Raw genomic sequence first — 21,166 nt, 5'->3', positions numbered from 1 at the left:
GAATTAATTACTTTTTTGTATATGCTAATTCTACTGCTAATCGATACGGTTGTTCAACTGGCATCAAGGCCTGACGCCCACGCGTTTTGCCTGGGCCACCAGTAATAACGACAGATGCGATATATAAATTGTATGATTTTAATGCCAAGTCAACTGGTTGTAACCCAACTGTTTGAATGCGCGCTAACCGTGATGAAAGCATTTCATTTACCCCACCGTAAATAGCTAAGCCACCCCGCTCTTCTTCTAAACGAAAATAAGGTAATGGGGTTCCCGGGTGATTTGCAAAAATTGCTTGTTGCCCAGTTGCCAAAAAAGCCAATTGGTCTTTTTCTGACAGACCACCGTAATTATCAGTGACCATACCACTTTCACGAAGTTGTTCAATAACCTTCTCGATTTCCGCAACCATATCATTATCTGAAACAGCCGTTGCTGGTAAAACTTGCTTTTTATTGTAAAGTCCATTTGCTGGCACATAGGGCATTGCTTTCCCCGTCGCCTCTTGCTTAGCGGCTTGGGATCCACCCAAAAGTTTCTCCAGCTTTGGCGAAATATCCCAACGAACTGTCTTTTTTGTGTAGTAATAAACACCATTCAGGATGGCACAATACAAAATAAACAGAAAGGCAAGTGCCAAACCAGCGCCTCGTAGATAAGCGCCATTTTGTGTGTAACGTATTGCCAAATATAAAATATAAAAATCACCGACAGTTGCGAGGATCGTATAAACTTGCCCCTTCCAACGTGCATTCACATTAAAAAAGCCAAGATAATGATTCAGTAAATCTAAGATTGATAACATTAGTTGGTTGTTCCTCCCTGTGTTGCGTTATTGGTTGTATTACCAGTTGTATTATTGGTCGTACTATCTGTTGTTGTCCCACCAGTCGTCGTCGTTGATGTATCAGATGATGCTTGATCTGTATCTTCAGAACTACTTGAAACTGATGCATCATCCGCTTCGCTACTACTTGAATTACTAATTGTTGATTTTGCACTTGAATTGACTGCATCGTCATCACTAACCACATCACTACTTGTATCATCTGATTCACTCGATCGACGTGATGATTTCTCTGTATCACTACTTGTCGAAGTTGAACTTTTCACACTAGATTGTGTTGTACTAGATGATACGACTGATGATTTTGCTGCTCCGTTTGATGTATGTGTTGATACATTAACAATTGCATTGGCAGCACTTAAAGCTAAAATAATAGAAACTAATGCGACTGGTGTAATAAATGGTGGTGTCCGATATGCCATATGTTGCTACTCCTCCTTCAGGTCATTAACGACAGCCTGTTTAACAATATGATCAATCTCTGCTTTTGCATTTTGCCAGTCATCGTTTACAATAACGTGCGCAATGCCTTGCAATGATTGTGGTAACTTGATATCTCGTTGATATTCTTCACTTGATAAGCGTTGTTGCATTTCTTCAAGATTATCCCCGCGTTTTGACAATCGCCCTAATAGATCAACAGTCTTTGTTACTGTCAAAAAGATGATGACAGCTGTATCTCCTAACTTTTCAGCATAGGTTTTAGCGCCTGCTGTATCAAGTACGATCGTGATCAAAGGATTCTTTTGCCAGGCTCGTTCTAATCCTTCATACGAAGAACCATATTGGTAATTTGCATATGACACACTTTCCAAATAATGATTATCTTGGAAACTTTGCGTCGTTTCAAAATAATAATCCACCTGATCAATTTCCCCTTCACGTGGCGGGCGTGTTGTATGCGTGATAACCTGTGGCATTTCATAAAATTCATTTAAATAATTTGCAACAGTGGTTTTCCCTGTACCTGTATTTCCCGTTAGTACGAAGACTTTGCGATCCATAACCCTATCTACTCTCTTTTTACTATTCTTTAGTATAAAACGCAATGCTTAAGTTTCCCTAATATTGTTTATGTTTCGACTAACTCGTTTCGTCAAAAATACAATGATTTTGCTAAATAATCATTGCAACATGTCGGCATATCATGAGTCATTGACGTTGACCGACCCGCGATCATCAAATATACTGTCATATAATTGTAACATATCTTTATTGTAAATGAAAAAATCATTCGTAAAGAATTCATCTGCGGGTAATTGAAAAGCCGTTAATCAACCAATGGTTAGATTAACGGCTTTTCACAGCGACATGCAGCCAGATTTCACTGTCTAAACAAACAATGAACAGATTGTTATTTCATTAATTTTCAATATTTAATAATTATTTGACATTTGCCAATTCATACATTGCTTGACCAAAAATTGCCATTGCACGTGTCAAATCAGCAACGGGGTAAAATTCATCAGCTTGATGCATCGTATCAGGCACCCCTTCAAACATCGCACCAAACGCAACCCCACGTTTTAGCAAACGACCAAATGTGCCACCACCGATGACTTGTTCACCAGCAGGTAAGCCAGTATGTTCACGATAAACTTGTAATAGCGTTTGAACAAGTGGATCATCACCAGATACATAATGTGGTACTTGTGCATGACCCTCTTGCTTTGCAACGGCATCAAAACCTGCAGGCAATGACTCAGCAACATGTTTTTCAATTTCTTCAGCAGTTGTATTTTGTGGGTAACGGAAATTCGTATTAATAAATCCGTCTTCACCATCAGCAAAACGTTGAATACCCACATTCATTGATAAATCATGCATTAATTCATCATGTTTAATCGCACCAATTTTCTTGGCAACCGTATCATCATGAAGTTGTGTCCCTAAGAAAGTTAAAAAGCCTGCAGCGTTGCCGCCAAAATCTTCTGTTTGTAAGAAGTTGGCAAGATAGGTTCCGGCATTTTCACCAGTTTCCGGCATAGCACCATGAACTTGCTTACCATAGAATGTCAACGTCACTTGATCACCTTCAACGGTTGCTTCACCTTTCACACGATTTTCATTAGCCAAGTAGTCGTGCATATCCTTAACCAATGCGTCTGAAGCAGGTGTCTTAACAACAGCCTTCGCAACACCAGGCACCATGTTTGGGCGTTGACCAGCAGTAAACGAAATAAGCTTTAAGGCACCACCTTGAGTACCAGCAAAGCGCGTAACAATTGATACATTTCCCTTTTCACCATTAATGATTGGGAATTCAGCATCAGGAGAGAAGCCCATCGTTGGTTCACCATACTCAGCAAAGAAGTCATCCATCCCTGTCCAATCTGATTCTTCGTCAATACCAACAACCAACACTAATTTACGATTCAACTTTAACTTCAAATCTTTAATCATCTTCAATGCATAGTAAGCTGCAAAAGTTGGCCCCTTGTCATCAGAGGCACCACGAGCATAAAGGCGACCATCTTCAATAACAGGTGTCCAAGGATCCTTTGTCCAGCCATCACCTTCTGGCATAACATCTAAATGACCGATAATGGCAACTGTTTCCTCGGCATCTTCAGGTCCTAATTCAGCATAAGCAACTAAATTCTTGTAGTTCCCAACTCGGAATCCATCACGCTTCGCAAATTCCTCAAATTTCAACAATGCTGCTTTAGGTCCTGGTCCTAAAGGTGCATCTGCGGTTGCCGCTTCATCATCACGTACAGACTTGATTGCTAACATTTCTTTCAAGTCTTCTAATAAATCATCTTCATATTTTAATGCTTCCGCACGCCATTGTCTTGCCATTTTAAAATTCCTCCAAGATTAACATTGTCCTCAATTATACACTTCTTTATAATATTTCACATCTGATAACGTATGCATTATAAGTTAGATTGAATGCGTGCCATATAGTTTGGCAAGGCATCTGCAATAAATGATGGCTTTACGACATAACTATGACTTGCCATCTCCTGAGCAATCATGGAATGTGCGTACACCGCTGCTTCAACTGCCTTTAAATGATTACTTTTAAATTGACCAACAAAACCACCAATCACACCAGCTAAAACATCTCCCATACCGCCAGTTGCTTGATATGCACCACCAATCATCAACTGTTGCAATTCATTTTCTGCATAAATTAACGTATGATGTTGCTTTAACACTAACACATCCAAGTTGAGAATTTGGCGTTGTACTTCATTTAATTGATGCTCTGTTTGATAATTTAATTGTACACCACTCAAGCGTGCCCATTCCATTTGGTGTGGTGTCGCTATCGTGTAGGGCTGACGCGGGAACATCAGATTATTTTCAGCCATAACAGTTAATGCTGACCCATCAACGACTAAAATATGCTGTTCGTTAACTGCGTCAAAAACTTTTTTAACTAAAGATACTGCTTGTTCATCTGTTCCTAAACCAGGTCCAATGACAATGACATCATTCTTTTCAATATTAGCCAATAACTGTTGATCATCTTGCCAATCTAAAAACATTGCCTCAGGTGTACGGGCATGTAACGCCGTTAAATTAACTCGATCAGTTGCAACAGTGGTTAAACCTGCACCAGCCCCCACGCTCGCTTGACTTGCCATTAAAATAGCACCACCAAATTGCATGCTACCACCTATTAGCAAGACACGACCATAATCGCCTTTATGACTATTATCAGGGCGCCTTAAAATAACTTCATGTAAAATATCTGATTTTAGTTCACTAACCATGGTGATTCTCCAGTTTTTTATAGTATATCGATTATACCGCGTCCATGTAGTGGTATAAAAACTTGTTTATCATTCTACTTAATACTACTATTCTACCATCTATTGCACAAATACATGAATTACGTGAAAATGGTCATAGAACATATTTTGGAGGTTCCTTATGCTTAACATCGCCTATATTGGGTTCGGTAAAAGTACAAATCGTTACCATATTCCCTACATTCGTCAACGTTCTGACAAATTTCACATTAGTCGTATCGTTGCCCCGCATATTAATAAAAGACCGACTGATCGAGCAATACTCGAAAAAACAGGCACTATTTTTTCAACTGACATCGAAGATATTATTGCTGATCAAACCATAGATTTAGCAGTTGTTGTCACACCAGCACCAACTCATTTTGCGGTTGCAAAGCAATTATTACAGGCTGGTAAAAATGTATTAGTTGATAAGCCAGTCGTTGCGACAGCCAATGAAGTTCAGACACTCATGGATATCGCTAACAAAAACCATTTATTCTTTATGTCTTTTCAAAATCGTCGCTTTGATAGTGACTATCTCACTTTACAGCATGTCCTGAAAACAGGTTATGTTGGTCGTCCAATTGAATTAGAATTACATATGGATCATTACCGTCCGCATGATGTAAAAACCTCAGGTAATACAATGGATACAACCTGGTTTGATCACGGTGCCCATTTAGTTGACCAAATCGTTGCTTTATTTGGTGCTCCCAAAACGGTAGCTTACGATTTACGAACGACCCGTGAATTAACCGCAACCCTTTCTGACCAATTTGAGGTAAATTTATTCTATGAAAATGCCTTTAAAGCAACGATCCAGTCTAGTGAAATAACCGCTGTCCATTATCCAAAATGGATTCTTCATGGTACAAAAGGTTCTTATATTAAACATAATATCGATCAACAAGAATATGATCTAAAGGCTGGTATTATGCCTGGTGATGTTGGTTTTGGTTTGGATGCATCACAAGATTACGGCAAGTTAACTTACTACAACCAAAATAATGATCGTTTAGAGAAATTTATTCCTTCAATAATCGGAGATTATGGTCGTGTTTATGATTCAATTTTTGAAACGCTTGTTCATCAACAACCAAAACTAGTTTCTGACGAGCAGTTATTGACAACCATGCAAGTGCTAGAAGCTGGTACAACTGGCTCTAATCCACATATTGTTCATTTTGAACATTAATATTGAACTTTTTATTTGTAAACGCTTCCATCGCGTGTTATTATAATGGTGTACCAAAGGAAAGGTAGGTAGATGATTTGAAAATTGATTTCTCTTCAACCTCAAACATCGCTTTATCTACTAAAGTCCGTATGGGCGTGTCACAGTAATGATGCAAGATAACTTTAGTATCAAATTGAACGATAAACATTATGTCATGAGTTGACAGTCTTGCAGTCATTAGCATCGGTTACTTTAACAGAATACGATAGCTCTTTTTAAAGGGTGTAAGCATGTATTCTCGTCTGAAGGCTGCTCCCGACACGGTTCGCTTTTGAAACGAATAAATGTGGATGAGTAGTAGTTGCAAGCAAGATGTATTTGGTTTAGGTAATACTAGCGACAGTCGTTTAAATCTGCAGATTAAACCTCTAGTTATTACCATTACAATTGAATATAGGGTCGCAAATTTAAGTGCTCCCCTTGTTATCGCCTTTATAGGTATAACAAAAGTTACCGCGGGTCAATGTACCGGCGGTTTTTTAATGCATAAGATTGCTCATAAGAAATTGATTCGTATTCATTTTTGTTATTAAAATATCATCTAGCAAAAAAGCGGCGTCTTAGTAACGTCGCTTCTATGTATTAATTATTCATCCGATATTCTTGTAACAAACCTTCACGAACACCAGAAGCAGAAAAAATAACTTTACTTGAACCAGTTCGCTTAATCAATGTAATTAATGGTAATAAACCACTGATAATAATATCAGCACGATTTGCTTCTAATCCCAGCAATTTTTCACGTTCAACTCTTGTCATCTTAACTAACTTGTTATATGTTGCCATCACTGCTGCTGTTGTCATTTCATAACCATGAAAATCTGAATCAGAAGGCAATCCATGTTGCACACGATCTAACCTTGCTAAAGAACGGTTGGCACCACCCAATAAAATAATTGGTAATGTAATCGTGTCATCTAACCATGGTAATTGGCGATATTGCTGATCAACATACTTCGCTGCTTTCTCAATTGCTTCTGGTGAAACCACACCGTCTACATTTAATTTAAACTTTTCAGATAAATTGACCGCCCCAAATGGTAAGCTCATCATATTCGTTGCCATACGATCTTCAATGCCTACCAATTCAACACTTGCACCACCTGTATCCAATAACCATGCATCAGATATATCCAATGCTGATACTGAACCCAAATAATCATAGTAAGCTTCTTGATCACCAGTTAAAATACGAATCTCAACGCCAACAGCGCGAAAAACTTTATCTAAAAATTCAGCTTGATTAGTTGCCTCACGAACAGCAGCTGTTGCAATACCAACAACTGTCACATCATCAAACATCATATAGTCTTGTTGAAATTCTAACAATGCGTCAACAACTCGGGTCATTGCCGCATCAGTTAGCTCACCATCATTTTCGTCCATTCCCTCTGCTAAACGTGTATCTAGTTTACGGCGACGTAATTCAATAAAATTCCCATCTGCTTGTAGTTCTTCAACTACCATTCGGGTGGAATTTGAACCCAAATCAATGACTGCCAAATAACTCATTTCATGCTCCTTCAAGGTATTAATTAACCCCAGTAATCAACACCCATTGCATGGCGTACTTCTGCCATTGTTTGTTGACCAATAACACGGGCCTTTTCAGATCCTGCTTTCACAATATCCAAAACTGCTGCTTTATCTTTAGCATATCGCTCACGACGCTCACGAATTGGTGTCAGTTCTTTGTTTAATACTTCAAATAGATACTTCTTGATCTTCATATCACCTAAACCGCCAGCCTCATATTGCGACTTTAAATCCGCAACAGTTGCTTTATCTTCATCAAAAATATCCAGATAAGTAAAGACCATATTGCCTTCAACATGACCAGGATCCGTCAATTGAATATGCGTTGGGTCAGTATACATTGACTTGACTTTCGTCCATAGTACCTCTTCATCATCACTTAGATAAATCGCATTACCCAAAGATTTTGACATTTTTGCGTTACCATCTAATCCCGGTATCCGTCCTTGACCCTTTGGTGGAAAAATCCCCTCAGGTTCTAATAAAATATCTGTATTGTAATAACGATTGAATGTTCGGACGAGCTCACGTGTTTGTTCAAGCATTGGCTCTTGGTCATCCCCAACTGGCACAACTTGGCCTTTAAACAAGGCAATATCTGCAGCCTGTGATACTGGATAGATAAAGAATCCTGCTGGAATACTCTCACCAAAACCCTTTTGTTGAATTTCAGCTTTCACGGTTGGGTTACGTTGTACACGAGCAATTGATACTAAATTCAAAAAATATTCTGTTAATTCAGAAAGCTCAGGTACCGCTGATTGTACAAATATTGTTGTCTTTGCTGGATCAATACCAACAGCTAAATAATCCAAAACAACTTCCAAAAGAGAGTTTTGAATTTTTTCAGGATTTCGTGCATTATCAGTAAAAGCTTGCTTATCAGCTACCATAATATACGGATCATACAAACCCGAGTTTTGCATGGCAACACGATTCTTTAATGAACCAACATAATGTCCGATATGTAGTTTACCGGTTGGGCGATCCCCAGTTAACAAAACTTTCTTTTCACTCATATTTTTTCTTCTTTCCATTGTGAGCATTTCACAGATTAAAATTCGTCAAAACCAATTGTAAAAGTTTTTTAATGTGATAACAAGCACTTGTTAATTTATTATCAGATTGTTTCTTTATTCAGTGTTTTTTCCACTTGCGTAATCAATGGTGACGCTGGTCCAAGACTGATTAAACAGAGTGCGTGCATCGCCCGAGAAGCTAATGTATATAACAACCCGGTCGCTTGACTATCAGGATAATTAGACTGTGAAACATCATAGCCAATCACGGCATCAAATTCCAAACCTTTTGCTAAATAAATCGGCATAATTAACACATTTGCCAGTCGTGATCGATCTGTTGCATGTAGTAATTGTACTGACTCTTTATAACCACGTAAAGCATCCATCACTTGTTCAGCCTGTAGGGCTGTTTTTGTCAAAATAGCGACCGTTTGATTTGATTGACGTAAGCGCGTTATTTCATTTGTTAATACACTAGCACTTTCCTTAGCATTCGTTTGCAATAAAAGTGGTTGTTCACCATGCCTAGTAAACGTCATAATGTCATCACCATCTGGTAGTAATGCTTTGGCAAAGTTCATAATTTCTTGAGTTGATCGATAAGCTTTATTAAGTTTGATCAACATTGGCTTTTTTGCCTCAAAAGCTTGCGCATATTTATTTAATAACATTTGTGGTGTTTCGACTTCACGAAAGAGTGCTTGCTCCGAGTCACCTAGTACCGTAAACTTTGCTTTTGGAAAAGCATGCTTTAAATATAACAATTGTGACAACGCATAATCTTGCATTTCGTCTACAAAGACATATGCCATCGCCTGATTTGTTCCACCCGCTGTTAATGTATCTCGTAAAAATAATAACGGTGCTGCATCTTCTAAATCAATACGATGATACTCTAATTGTAAATCAAACCGTCTCTTTTTAGCTTCCCACCATGAACTTCTTTGGACATCGTTGAAGCTTAAATACTTTAAGAAATCTGAATATTGTTCATAAATATCTAAGAAAAAATGATTATAAAGCGCATCATCAATAATTTGCCAATGTTTCATTAAATAACGTTTGGCAACTAACGACATCACATCATCGACATCTTCTGCTGCTAATGATGTTTCAATGTCTTCTTCTCCCAATAAGGCTTGATATTCCTGATCAGTTAAGTTATCTAGCTCAGCAAGCACCCAATCCGAATTTTGGGAACTTGCAATGCGATCTGTCAGCACATGCATAAAATGTTTTTGTACTTGATCAATTCGTTCGCGCATAGCGTAACTATCTGATAGTGTTGCAGCGTAATCACTAAATTCTGTTGCACTAAAGAATATTTGGTCTTCGTAATAAATATCCACAAAATGTAAGTCATTTATTTCTAGTTGAGTGACATATTGTTCAACCAGCGACAAAATGTTTGCACTTTCTAAAATTGCTCGAATACTTTGACTAGCGACACCAATATTTTGTTGTTCTTTTTCATATCTATCAAACAATGTTTGCACCGTTAAACCCTGTAAACGAGCACTAAAAAATTCAGCCAGTGTGACCTGTCGCATGTTCCGCTCACCTAAGGAAGGCAATACATCTGCAATATAACTAGAAAATAAACGATTTGGCGAAAACAACACAATTTGATCAGAGTTTAGGGATTCACGGGCATGAAAAAGAAGAAAGGCAATTCGTTGTAAAATAGCCGATGTTTTCCCCGAGCCAGCAACACCCTGCACAACTAATAAATCACTGGTTGTATCTCGAATAATTTGATTTTGCTCTTGTTGAATCGTTGCAACAATATTTCGCATCACATCATCATTTTGTTGTCCCAATGCGAACTGCAACATTTCGTCACCAACAGTCTCATTCGTGTCAAACATACTAGTAATTTGGCTATTATCAATGACAAACTGTCTTTTTTTCTTGAGATCAACGATTTGTTCCCCATTGGGAGTTGGGTAACTGACTTGTCCCAACGTACCATTATAGTAAACACCACTAATTGGCGCCCGCCAATCATAAATCAAAAACTCACCATGATCATCCTGTAACGACGATAAACCAATGTATAACGTTTCTGGCAAATGATCTTCAACAATATCAACACGACCAAAATATGGATTAGGACGTAACGTTTTCAATGTTGTCACAGTTTTTGCCATGATATTTTCAGTCTCAGTAACTCGTGCAACAATATTTCTTTGTTGTTGAATTTCAGCATTGGTTTCCATGGCATCGTCCACTTCAGCAGTATTAATTGATGTATTAGCAATATAGTTGCTTTCAACTGCTCGCGTTTCAGAATGTGCTTTTGTATAAGCTTCTTTAGCCTGCAGTAACTGTTTATCAATAATTTGAACAACTTGATTCAATCTAGCTTGTTCAATTGCTTGTTCTTCATGCATGTTACGCCTCCTCTAATAAATTTTACTAATAAAAACAGGCGGATAAAACCAAAACGTTTTATCCACCTCATTGTTATTAAATTATACTAAACCAAGACTGATAAACAAGGCTTGATCAATTTTTACGACTAAATTCGTTGGTACAGTACCAATCTGATCTTGCAATCGTCGCTTATCAATGGTCCTAATTTGTTCTAATAAAATCACTGAGTCCCGACCAATACCAGTATTTGGCAACTCTGAAGGTAACCCAACATGTGTTGGTAATTTTGGCTTTGCAATCTTTGCCGTAATTGGTGCCACAATGACTGTTGGTGAATGTTGATTCCCAACATCATTTTGGACAATGACAACTGGTCGTTGACCACCTTGTTCTGACCCAACCACAGGTGATAAATCTGCAAAGAAAATATCACCTCGTTTAATATCATTTTTCTTTGCCATACGTCTCTCTTTATTATATTAATTTTCGTGGTAAACGTGTTGATAAACTTGTTGCAACCTCATATGGAATCGTATTTAAACGATCTGCAAGATTTTCAAGTGTTATTTCTTCATGACCCACTTTACCAATTAATGTAATGACTGTGCCAATAGGTAACTTTTCTGGCAATCGAATCATTAATTGATCCATTGCAATTCGACCAACAATTTCAACATGTCGACCGTCAGGTAGCAGTCCATACATACCTTGCAACTGACGCGAATAACCATCTGCATAACCTATAGGCAACGTACCAATCCATTCTGGTTTTGCCGCTTTATATGTTGCCCCATAAGAAATGGCACTTCCTGTCTCAACACATTTCACATGAACAAGTGCCGCTTTTAATTGCAATGCTGGTACTAACTGATTTGTTTCTAAAACATTTCCTGATGGATTAAAGCCATACATTGCTGCCCCAACTCGTATTGCATCAAAACTTGGTTGCTCATGCCATAATGCTGTTGCAGAATTTGCTAAGTGTTGCCAAGTATCTATCGGTAACGGTAAGCCATCTACTAACTGATGCCAGGTTGCAATTTGTTTCTCATAGTAATCCGTATTCTTTTCATCTGCCGTTGCAAAGTGCATGCCAATCCCTTTTAGTATGAGATTATCTGCTTGATTAATTTTAGTCACAACATGTTGTAACACGTCGCGTTGTCGTATACCAATGCGCCCCATACCAGTATCAACACCAATAGATACTTGTAGTCTGGCAGCTAATGGTAATTCCTTTAGTAGTTCATCTAACCATCCCTCACTTGTCACAACAGGTATTAGATCATACTTTACTAAATCAGCCACATAAGTAACTGGTGTAACACCTAATATAAAAATTGGCTTTTTAACACCATATTGACGTAACCAAATGGCCTCATCAATTGTCGCAACACCAAAACCATCTACACTCGCACGCTGTGCCGCTGTCACAACCTGTGCCAAACCATGGCCATAAGCATTTGCTTTTACAATCGCAATAAAATGTTTAACTGCTGTTAATTGACGTACTGCATCAATATTATGCTTAATCGCTCTCTCCGAAATTTCTAACCAGGCAGGTCGTCGATTACTAATAACCGCTTGATTGGCAATTTGTTTATGATTAATCATTTCCTGTTGTGAAGTTTGTGACTCTAAAATGACTGAACTATGTACCGTATCACCCGTATGTGAAATAGAAATATGTACCACTGCTTCATTTTGTCTTGGATGATTAACCATCACTGGCTGTCCAGACTGATTAGGTAAAATTTCAATATCTTGCCAACTAGCTTGTGAACCAATACCAGTACCAATCGCCTTACTGTAGGCCTCTTTAATCGAAAATCTACCTGCTAAAAACTCCAATTGATGCTTGCCTTTTCTTTGGTCATACACCGCACGCTCTGCTGGTGTCAAAATAACATCAATAAAACCTGGTCTCCGTTCAGCAACAGCAGCAACTTTACTGATAATTTGCGCATCAATGCCATGCCCAAGAATCATATCCCCACCTCCCAAAATATTATTTTCATTATAACCTCTATGGTAATCACTGCGCTCGCTTATTTTTTATTATATCAGAAAGAAAAGTGAGAAAAGGTTAGCTAATTTACCACTTAGTAACTAAAATGAAATAGTAAATCTCTTATTTTGACATATATATCGAAAAAGCTGAAGCTATCCAAATTAATGGCAAACTTCAGCTTTAAATCATTTAATTTGTTAAATTAGTCGTTGTTTTTAATGACAAAATTACGTGATTGACGACGTGGCGCACCTGAATGACCACGTTGTGACCGGTCACCTGAACCAGTACGTGAACCACGATCGTATGAACGACGCTCACGTTGACCACGGTTACCACGATAACCACCACCATGACGACGATCACCGTCACGACGACCGCGATAACCACCACTACGGCGTGATCCACCATAGTTACCATGCTTATGTGGCAATGGGCGTTCGTGTGATAACTTAAATTCAGCATCCATTTCTTCAACATTAGCAACCGCACCTAATAGTGCAGCAGCTAATGCTTTTGCATCATATTGTTCAACCAATTGGTCAACTTGCTCTGAATCGGCAACATTTGCAGTTGCTTTGACAATCTCCGCAACTGATTCAGCAGCAACACTCATACGTCCAGCTAGTGCTTCTTCACGAGTATATGGCTTTAATGGCTGCATACGCTTCTTCGTTAGCTTTTCAATATCTTTTAAGTAATCCATTTCTGAATTACTTACAAAGGTAACAGATGTACCATGTGCACCGGCACGACCAGTACGGCCAATACGGTGAACATATGATTCTGAATCTTGTGGAATATCAAAATTATAAACGTATGTCACACCAGAAATATCCAAACCACGTGCTGCAACGTCAGTGGCAACCAAAATTTTAATTTCACGGTTTTTAAATTGTTTCAAAACCTGTGTCCGCTTTTGTTGTGTCAAATCCCCATGGATACCAGCGGCTTTAAATCCACGCAAAGTTAATCCACGAGTTAACTCATCAACGCGACGCTTTGTACGTCCGAACATAATTGCTAATTCTGGTTGTTGTACATCCAAAATACGCGTCAAGACATCAAACTTTTCAAAGTCACGCACACGAACATAGTATTGATCTACTAAGTCAGTTGTTAATTCTTTGGCTGCAATTTGAATATGCTCTGGATTCGTCATAAATTGCACACCAATACGCTTAATTGCAGGTGGCATAGTTGCTGAGAATAGCAATGTTTGACGTGAATCAGGTACGGCCTTTAAGATTGATTCAATATCTTCTAAGAATCCCATGTTTAACATTTCATCAGCTTCATCTAAAACTAATGTCTTAACATGTGATAAGTTAATCGTACCACGACGGATGTGATCGATTAAACGACCAGGTGTTCCAACAACGATGTGTGCACCATGGTTCAAACCATTAATTTGACGACGAATGTCGGCACCACCAAAGACCGCTTGGACACGAACATGCTTGTCACGTCCTAATTTGAATAGTTCCTCTTGTGTTTGGATAGCTAGTTCACGGGTTGGTGAAACAACTAGTGCTTGCACGTCTTTGTTCTCATTGTCAATCATCTCTAGGATTGGCAATCCAAATGCAGCCGTTTTTCCAGTTCCTGTTTGTGCTTGACCAATAACATCTTTACCAGCCATGATCAAAGGAATTGTCTTTTCCTGGATTGGTGTGGCTTCTACATAACCATGCTTTTCAATGGCCGCTAATAGGTCTTGACTAAGACCCAACTCTGAAAACTTCAAAATTTTTCCTCCGGTAACGATTGCCGCAACAACCGTTCTTTAATATCGTGAACTTATCAACATAAAAACAAACTAGACACAATCCGGCGTCCATACTACGTTTGATTTTAGTAATCGTCCTTTATTTTCGTAACTTATCTAGTTTATCCTGATAATCATGAATTAGCAACCATTATGGCTTCTTTTTTCTTTGTAATTATTTTAAAAACAGCAAAAGAAAAAATGTCTGCGCTTTCATTGTACGGACCACCAATTTTTGCTCAGACATTTTATTGTTTATCTAATTTGATGCATTATTCTTCAGAAATCTCAATATCAGCATTCAACATCGTTAACTTATGGATAATATGATCATAACCACGCAAAACATGCTCGGCATTCAAAACTTCCGTGACACCATCAGCCATTAAGCCAGCCGTGACCAAAGATGCTCCCGCACGTATTTCTGCAGCAGAAACGCGTGCACCATGAAAGTGCTGACACTTCGTTACGGCAATTTGCCCGTACGCCGCATTAGACACATTTACTCCCAGTTTTTGTAGCTCTGGTATGTGACGTGTTCTTTCCGGATAAATTGTTTCATAAATTAAACTAGTCCCCTCTGCTAACGTCAATAATGGCGTAATTGGTTGCTGTAAATCAGTTGCAAATCCAGGAAAAGGTGCTGTTTTAATTTGAATAGGTTGCAAGTTGACAGACTTTGGTACATAAATACTGTCTTCACGCACATCTAATTGCACGCCCATTTCTAATAACTTTGCCGTAAATGATTCCAAATGCTCTGGGATGACATTCTTAATCAAGATACCATCCCCCTGTGCAGCTGCCAGTGCCAAATATGTACCAGCTTCAATACGATCTGGAATAATTGTGTGTGTATTTTTAGAGACTAATTTATCAACACCAGTAATTCTGATGACATCTGTACCAGCACCGCGAATTTGAGCTCCCATATTATTCAAGAATGTCGCCAAGTCAATAATCTCAGGTTCACGGGCAGCGTTTTCCAAAATGGTTGTGCCTTCTGCATGAACAGCTGCCATAATAATATTCATCGTGGCACCAACTGATACCACATCCAAGAATATTCGAGCTGCTTTTAAACCATGCTCAGCATTAATATAAACAGTATCATTTTCTTCATGTACTGTTGCGCCTAATGCCTCAAACCCTTTAATATGTTGATCAATTGGTCTTGGACCAATGTTATCTCCACCTGGGAAAGTGACTGTTGCTCGTCCAAATCGACCAAGCAATGAACCCATAAAGTAGTATGATGCACGTAATGATTTAATTGCTGTTGATGGTAACTCTGACTCAACAATCTTGGTTGGGTCAATCATGAGCTCACCACCTTCAAATGTTGAAGTAACATTCATTGAGCTTAAAATGGCTTGCAAATTATAAACATCCAAAATATCAGGTACGCTATCAAATTTTACAGGTGTTTCAGCTAAAATTGCTGCTGGAATTAAAGCTACGGTAGAGTTTTTTGCACCACCAATGGTTACTTCACCACTGAGCCGTCGTCCACCATGGATTACCAACTTCTTCATTTTTATCAATCCTTTTAGAGTCTTTACTCTATCATCCTTAATTAAGGTCCATTCATTCAAAATTTTTTGTTATCCCTCATTCGACTATCGCCAAATGAAAATGGTTACGTATATTCAAAATATAATATACTTAAACAAGTTTACATTAGTTACATTTAAATGACAATAAGATGTCGTTAGTTTTTCTTTCCCACTTAAAATTTCACTAAAAAATAGCATAAAATTACTAAAAACTTAAAAACAACCGTTTCATCCATTATAACAATCGAATACTATAATAACCTAAAAAAATGATTGATAACAAAAATTATCAATCATTTTTTTCTTTAAATTATCAAATTATTTTTCTTTATGTGCTAATGCCGCTTTGACAAACCCAGCATACAAAGGTTCTGCATGATTTGGACGTGACATAAACTCTGGATGATATTGTGCAGCAACAAAGAAATCATTTGCCGGTAATTCAATAATTTCCATCAAACTTTGGTCAGGTGATGTACCAGCAAATACCATACCAGCGTCTTCGAACTCTTGACGATAAGCCGTATTAAATTCATAACGATGACGATGACGAGCTTCAATCTCTGATTGATCACCATAGAGTTTTTTAGTTAGACTGCCTTCTTTTAACATGGCTGGATATAGTCCTAATCGCATAGTCCCACCACGATTGGTAATTTCTTTTTGATCATTCATCAACGCAATGATTGGCGTATCTGTTTCTGAATCTAATTCAATTGAATTAGCATTTGCATGCCCTAGAACATGGCGTGCAAATTCTACCGTGGCTAATTGCATACCTAAACAAACACCTAAGAATGGCAAATTATTTTCACGTGCATATTGAATTGCTACAATCTTGCCTTCTGTACCACGTGGTCCAAAACCACCTGGCACTATCACACCATCAGCATCAGCTAAAATATCTGCCACATTTTCTACAGTCACCTTTTCAGAATTAACAGCATTGATCTCAACATCTGTGTCAATGGCATACCCACCAGCACGTAAGGCTTCATTAACAGAAATATAAGCATCTTGCAAATCAGCGTACTTACCAATCAATGTGATTTTAATTGACTTCTTCAAATGACGAATGCTATCAATCATTGCACGCCAACTCGTTAAATCAGCAGCTGGTGCTGACAGTCCCAAACGCTTTAGGATAACATCATCCATCCCTTGCTTTTGCATGTTAAGGACAACCTCATACAAAATATCAACATCCAGTGACTCAATAACAGCTTCAGGTGCCACATCAGTGAATAAAGCTAATTTATCACGCATACTCTGAGTGATATGCTGTTCCGTACGAACGACCAACATATCAGGTTGAATTCCTAATGAACGCAATTCTGCTACAGAATGTTGTGTTGGCTTTGTTTTCATTTCACCAGCTGCACGCAAATAAGGAATCAATGACGTATGAATGTATGCCACATTTTCAGGACCAACTTCACGTTTCATTTGACGCAAAGCTTCGATGAATGGTAGTGATTCAATATCACCAACTGTCCCACCAACTTCAGTGATCACAATATCAGCATCAGTAGTTTCAGCTGCACGCATCATTTTTTCTTTCAAAGCATTCGTAATATGTGGAATCACTTGAACGGTTGCCCCATCATAATCACCGCGACGCTCTTTTGCTAAAACTTCTGAATAAACACGACCAGAAGTAACGTTTGAATATTTATTTAAATTAATATCAATAAAACGTTCATAATGACCTAAATCCAAATCCGTTTCCAGGCCATCTTCTGTCACGAATGTTTCCCCATGTTGATAGGGTGACATGGTTCCTGGATCAATATTGATGTATGGGTCAAACTTTTGTACCGCAATTTTAAAACCACGATTTTTTAATAAACGTCCTAGTGAAGCTGCAACAATACCTTTACCTAATGATGAAACTACACCACCAGTAACAAAGATGTATTTAGCTGTCATATAAATATATCCTCCGAGTTCTATGTCGATGCCAATAAAAAATAAAAAAGCCCCCAATGCTTAGGTAGCGTTGGGAGCATTAATCAACTTTGATTACGCCTTGTAAGTAAATACAAGAGCCCGGAATTTAATAATACACGAAAATTCCAAAAGTGTCAATTAATAATCAAATAAAATTGTTTGACAATTTTCAGTTATCGAACCAACAACAATTAGTGTTCAATATCACCTGAACCATAATCATCATCAACATCTGTCTTAATACCACTGATTTCGTCACCGAGACCACCTGATACTTCATCGTGCTCAAAATCATCATCAGCACTAGTATCATCGTCGTCATCATCGTCAACATCAGCTGTATCATCATCAGCATCAGCTGTATCCACATCAAAGTCATCATCTTCAGGATCGTCATCATTATAGTCAATGACATCATCGTCGTCATCAGCATCAGCCAAGAAGGCATTGATCTTCTTGCGTTTCTTCTTCTTTGGCTTGCCTTCAACTTCTTCTTCTAGATCCAAGTGAACAGCTTCATCAATTGAGTCAATTGGGTACCATGAACGTAAGCCCCACATTGTATCACCCAATGAAATGAATGAACCGTCAATATTCAAATCAGTATAAAATTGTGATAAGCGCGCACGAATCTCTTCATCCGACTTACCGGTAAATGCTTGTACTTCATTCAACAAGTCATTAAATCCCATTGTTTCATGACGGTCAGACAAAATTGCACGAGCAACTTCAATCATTGAAAGCTCATCCTTATTTTGGCCGTCAAATTGTGTTAATGCCAAATCACTACACGTCCTTTCGCGGTCTTACTCAATGTCTAATATTACAATATTTTTGTCATTTCGGCAAATATTTTCCAATTTAATTTTCTAATTCAGGCACACGCTTGTTCAAAACCCACTTTTCAACAGCAACCCCCACACCATCTTCATTTTGCGATGTCGTGATGGCATCCGCAATTGCTTTTACCTCTGGGACGGCATTTGCCATTGCGACACCCAGACCAGCAGCTTGTAACATCGTTATATCATTATGCTGGTCACCCAAAGCCATTGTTTCTGACATCGCAATGCCTAATCTATCAGCTAATAATTGCAAACCTGCACCTTTTGTAGAATTTTTATGCATGACTTCCAAGAAATTAGGTGTCGATTTAACAATATAATAGGTGTCTTTTAACGCTTGTGGTATATTTTCAACAATTTCATTAATTTTGTCAGCTTCATCGATAAACATAAATTTTACATAGTGTTCATCTTCCGTCATTGTCGCAATTGACTGAAACTTTAAGGGCATACGAACCATATTATTCTCACCATTTGCATGTCGATTAACCATTGTGTTAGCAGTAATGGCATAACTAAGTGATTCTATTTGTATATAAGCTTGATGCTCATCGGCAATCGCTTTAAATTTTTTATAGTCAGCTAACGTTAATTCATGTCCGCCTAATTGTTGGCCAGCCGTTGTTTGCACAACACTGCCATTGTATGTCACTGCAAATTGATCGGTTTGCTTTGCTAAACCCAACTCACTGAGATAATTTTGAACGCCAGACAGTGGACGACCAGTTGCTAAAACAATTTTAACGCCCTTAGCCTTTGCTTCTTGCAATGCTTTTTTTACTCGTGGTGTAATTTGTTTTGCTGAATTCACCAAAGTATCGTCAATATCGATTGTCACTAACTTAATTGCCATAATTTAAAAACACTCCCTATTCACCATCTGTCTTTGCCGGATTAATTAACGTTTCATTGTGCACATATCGCTGAAAGTCATTATAAATCGGTGCCATAATATCACCTACTGCATGTTCTGCTAACATTTCACGCGGGAAAAAGAAACGCGCATTCCCAAAAATCCGTCCAGTCATTGCTTCAACAAGTGGACTTTGCGTTGATAATTCTGTTAACGAACCATCCAACTGCATAATTTCAATTTGCGTTCGTGGCTTTTTATCTTTTGGATTGTACGCATCATATGGTAAATCAAAACTATCATTTTCAGCCGTATAATAGCGTGTATCAAACCCGGCAGAATCGATCAATCCCTTAATAATTGGTAACAATTGACGCGTTTCATCCGTAATGACAATTGACTTTAGTGGTTTACGATTAATAAAGCGTGTGGCTAAATCAGCTAAAATAGCATCTTCAGCGTAGCGCCATGAATTGATATTAGCCAACATTAACGAATCATCTAACATCAAATATTGCTGTAAATCTAAATTACCCGCAAAAAGTGGCTGGAGTGTCTTAGAAATAAACGTGCCATCCACTCGCGAATCCGTTTGGCTTTCATCATATACAAATTTTGCTCGTTCAAGTAAATGCTGTAAGAGTACTTCAAACGAACGTGATACCGGATGAAAATAAACCTGGACATACATCTGATAACGCGACACAACGTAATCTTCGATAGCATAAGAGCCCTTTTCATCAAAAGCAATCCCGCCTGAATAAGGGCGCATCACATGAATGATACGAGATAAGTCAAATTGACCGTATGTTGCACCAGAATAATAGGCATCACGTAATAGATAATCCATTCGATCTGCATCAATTTGACTAGAAATTAACTGAACAACTTGTGGATTAGGGTACGTTTTAGCAATGACACTGGCAACTTTTTGTGGAAAATCGGGTGCAATTTTTGCCAATACCTGGTGCACTTCAGTGTCTGCTGATAAGATAATATTTTGTGTGTAAACTTCATGATCTGTATTAAAAATATGCTCAAAAGTATGTGAATATGGTCCGTGACCAACATCGTGTAGCAATGCCGCACACAACAAAACAAGCCGTTCGTTAACATCCCATAATCCATCCCCAGCTTTTTGCGAAGGATAAAATTGTTCTAAATGATTTGCAAAACGGCGAGCAATTTCGTAAACACCTAATGAATGTGAAAAGCGTGAATGCTCAGCACCATGGAAAACAGCACTAGCAACACCTAATTGTTTTATTCGGCGCAGACGTTGAAATTCAGACGTCCCAATTAAATCAAGAATGACTTGATCTTTTACCCGTATTGAATTAAGTACGGGATCCCGAAAAACCTTTTCTGAACCTGTTTTAATAAATTGCGTCATGATTTCCTTTCTAATTCTGTCGAATA

General features: G+C 38.2%; 17 protein-coding genes. 1 reads left to right on the top strand and 16 read right to left on the bottom strand.

Features of this window, described 5'->3' with window-relative positions:
* Positions 1 to 7 precede the first annotated feature (7 nt).
* The 5 genes from AC3B5D_RS10275 to AC3B5D_RS10255 form a co-directional block, all read right to left on the bottom strand.
* A complete protein-coding gene (locus AC3B5D_RS10275; RefSeq protein WP_489840133.1) occupies positions 8 to 805 on the bottom strand; it encodes a DUF6681 family protein in 798 nt (265 codons plus the stop codon).
* Positions 805 to 1,269, bottom strand: a complete 465-nt coding sequence (locus AC3B5D_RS10270; RefSeq protein WP_489840134.1) for a hypothetical protein — start codon at positions 1,267 to 1,269, stop codon at positions 805 to 807. Before AC3B5D_RS10270 ends, AC3B5D_RS10275 begins: the two co-directional genes overlap by 1 nt.
* A 6-nt stretch (positions 1,270 to 1,275) precedes the next feature.
* Positions 1,276 to 1,851: a guanylate kinase gene (locus AC3B5D_RS10265; RefSeq protein ID WP_489840135.1), complete on the bottom strand. Its 576-nt coding sequence runs from the start codon at positions 1,849 to 1,851 to the stop codon at positions 1,276 to 1,278.
* Between the two features lie 379 nt (positions 1,852 to 2,230).
* A complete protein-coding gene (pepV, locus tag AC3B5D_RS10260; RefSeq protein ID WP_489840136.1) occupies positions 2,231 to 3,649 on the bottom strand; it encodes a dipeptidase PepV in 1,419 nt (472 codons plus the stop codon).
* 77 nt (positions 3,650 to 3,726) lie between these two features.
* Entirely contained in the window at positions 3,727 to 4,572 is an 846-nt protein-coding gene (locus AC3B5D_RS10255) for an NAD(P)H-hydrate dehydratase (RefSeq protein ID WP_489840137.1), read from the bottom strand.
* A 160-nt stretch (positions 4,573 to 4,732) separates the two neighbouring features.
* Between AC3B5D_RS10255 and AC3B5D_RS10250 the strand changes: the two genes are divergently transcribed.
* The gene (locus AC3B5D_RS10250; protein WP_489840138.1) at positions 4,733 to 5,788 is read left to right on the top strand and encodes a Gfo/Idh/MocA family oxidoreductase; all 1,056 of its coding nucleotides are present in this window, start codon (positions 4,733 to 4,735) and stop codon (positions 5,786 to 5,788) included.
* Positions 5,789 to 6,412: 624 nt separating this feature from the next.
* Here AC3B5D_RS10250 and AC3B5D_RS10245 read toward each other — a convergent pair.
* The 11 genes from AC3B5D_RS10245 to AC3B5D_RS10195 form a co-directional block, all read right to left on the bottom strand.
* A complete protein-coding gene (locus AC3B5D_RS10245; RefSeq protein ID WP_489840139.1) occupies positions 6,413 to 7,342 on the bottom strand; it encodes a Ppx/GppA phosphatase family protein in 930 nt (309 codons plus the stop codon).
* A 23-nt stretch (positions 7,343 to 7,365) separates the two neighbouring features.
* Entirely contained in the window at positions 7,366 to 8,385 is a 1,020-nt protein-coding gene (gene trpS / locus AC3B5D_RS10240; RefSeq protein WP_489840140.1) for a tryptophan--tRNA ligase, read from the bottom strand.
* A 101-nt stretch (positions 8,386 to 8,486) separates the two neighbouring features.
* Complete coding sequence (gene helD, locus AC3B5D_RS10235) at positions 8,487 to 10,781, bottom strand: RNA polymerase recycling motor HelD (protein WP_489840141.1); 2,295 nt, start codon at positions 10,779 to 10,781, stop codon at positions 8,487 to 8,489.
* An 81-nt stretch (positions 10,782 to 10,862) separates the two neighbouring features.
* Positions 10,863 to 11,225 (bottom strand): type II toxin-antitoxin system PemK/MazF family toxin, encoded by a 363-nt coding sequence (locus AC3B5D_RS10230; RefSeq protein WP_489840142.1) that lies wholly within the window; start codon positions 11,223 to 11,225, stop codon positions 10,863 to 10,865.
* Positions 11,226 to 11,238: 13 nt separating this feature from the next.
* Positions 11,239 to 12,753: an alanine racemase gene (alr, locus tag AC3B5D_RS10225; RefSeq protein ID WP_489840143.1), complete on the bottom strand. Its 1,515-nt coding sequence runs from the start codon at positions 12,751 to 12,753 to the stop codon at positions 11,239 to 11,241.
* Positions 12,754 to 12,977: 224 nt separating this feature from the next.
* Positions 12,978 to 14,522, bottom strand: coding sequence for a degradosome RNA helicase CshA (gene cshA, locus AC3B5D_RS10220; RefSeq protein WP_489840144.1), 1,545 nt, complete (start codon positions 14,520 to 14,522; stop codon positions 12,978 to 12,980).
* Positions 14,523 to 14,815: 293 nt separating this feature from the next.
* Positions 14,816 to 16,078 carry a UDP-N-acetylglucosamine 1-carboxyvinyltransferase gene (murA, locus tag AC3B5D_RS10215; RefSeq protein ID WP_489840145.1) on the bottom strand — a complete coding sequence of 421 codons (1,263 nt, stop codon included), beginning with the start codon at positions 16,076 to 16,078 and terminating at the stop codon, positions 14,816 to 14,818.
* 339 nt (positions 16,079 to 16,417) lie between these two features.
* A complete protein-coding gene (gene pyrG, locus AC3B5D_RS10210) occupies positions 16,418 to 18,028 on the bottom strand; it encodes a CTP synthase (RefSeq protein ID WP_489840146.1) in 1,611 nt (536 codons plus the stop codon).
* Positions 18,029 to 18,240: 212 nt separating this feature from the next.
* Positions 18,241 to 18,831 carry a DNA-directed RNA polymerase subunit delta gene (gene rpoE / locus AC3B5D_RS10205; RefSeq protein ID WP_489840147.1) on the bottom strand — a complete coding sequence of 197 codons (591 nt, stop codon included), beginning with the start codon at positions 18,829 to 18,831 and terminating at the stop codon, positions 18,241 to 18,243.
* A gap of 79 nt (positions 18,832 to 18,910) precedes the next feature.
* Positions 18,911 to 19,747, bottom strand: coding sequence for a Cof-type HAD-IIB family hydrolase (locus AC3B5D_RS10200; protein WP_489840148.1), 837 nt, complete (start codon positions 19,745 to 19,747; stop codon positions 18,911 to 18,913).
* A gap of 16 nt (positions 19,748 to 19,763) precedes the next feature.
* Entirely contained in the window at positions 19,764 to 21,140 is a 1,377-nt protein-coding gene (locus AC3B5D_RS10195; protein WP_489840149.1) for an HD domain-containing protein, read from the bottom strand.
* Positions 21,141 to 21,166: the final 26 nt, after the last annotated feature.

It is taken from the genome of Weissella sp. ESL1177, assembly GCF_058107185.1.
Note: the sequence above shows the minus strand (reverse complement) of the source record. Positions and strands in the feature narration are given on the sequence as shown.

Excerpts from the sequence above, each read along its gene's own strand:
- AC3B5D_RS10195 (WP_489840149.1), bottom strand. The coding sequence starts at position 21,140 with ATGACGCAATTTATTAAAACAGGTTCAGAAAAGGTTTTTCGGGATCCC.
- pepV (WP_489840136.1), bottom strand. The coding sequence starts at position 3,649 with ATGGCAAGACAATGGCGTGCGGAAGCATTAAAATATGAAGATGATTTA.
- AC3B5D_RS10265 (WP_489840135.1), bottom strand. The coding sequence starts at position 1,851 with ATGGATCGCAAAGTCTTCGTACTAACGGGAAATACAGGTACAGGGAAA.
- AC3B5D_RS10255 (WP_489840137.1), bottom strand. The coding sequence starts at position 4,572 with ATGGTTAGTGAACTAAAATCAGATATTTTACATGAAGTTATTTTAAGG.
- AC3B5D_RS10200 (WP_489840148.1), bottom strand. The coding sequence starts at position 19,747 with ATGGCAATTAAGTTAGTGACAATCGATATTGACGATACTTTGGTGAAT.
- alr (WP_489840143.1), bottom strand. The coding sequence starts at position 12,753 with ATGATTCTTGGGCATGGCATTGATGCGCAAATTATCAGTAAAGTTGCT.
- AC3B5D_RS10245 (WP_489840139.1), bottom strand. The coding sequence starts at position 7,342 with ATGAGTTATTTGGCAGTCATTGATTTGGGTTCAAATTCCACCCGAATG.
- AC3B5D_RS10230 (WP_489840142.1), bottom strand. The coding sequence starts at position 11,225 with ATGGCAAAGAAAAATGATATTAAACGAGGTGATATTTTCTTTGCAGAT.
- pyrG (WP_489840146.1), bottom strand. The coding sequence starts at position 18,028 with ATGACAGCTAAATACATCTTTGTTACTGGTGGTGTAGTTTCATCATTA.
- AC3B5D_RS10275 (WP_489840133.1), bottom strand. The coding sequence starts at position 805 with ATGTTATCAATCTTAGATTTACTGAATCATTATCTTGGCTTTTTTAAT.
- trpS (WP_489840140.1), bottom strand. The coding sequence starts at position 8,385 with ATGAGTGAAAAGAAAGTTTTGTTAACTGGGGATCGCCCAACCGGTAAA.
- AC3B5D_RS10270 (WP_489840134.1), bottom strand. The coding sequence starts at position 1,269 with ATGGCATATCGGACACCACCATTTATTACACCAGTCGCATTAGTTTCT.
- murA (WP_489840145.1), bottom strand. The coding sequence starts at position 16,078 with ATGAAGAAGTTGGTAATCCATGGTGGACGACGGCTCAGTGGTGAAGTA.
- AC3B5D_RS10250 (WP_489840138.1), top strand. The coding sequence starts at position 4,733 with ATGCTTAACATCGCCTATATTGGGTTCGGTAAAAGTACAAATCGTTAC.
- helD (WP_489840141.1), bottom strand. The coding sequence starts at position 10,781 with ATGCATGAAGAACAAGCAATTGAACAAGCTAGATTGAATCAAGTTGTT.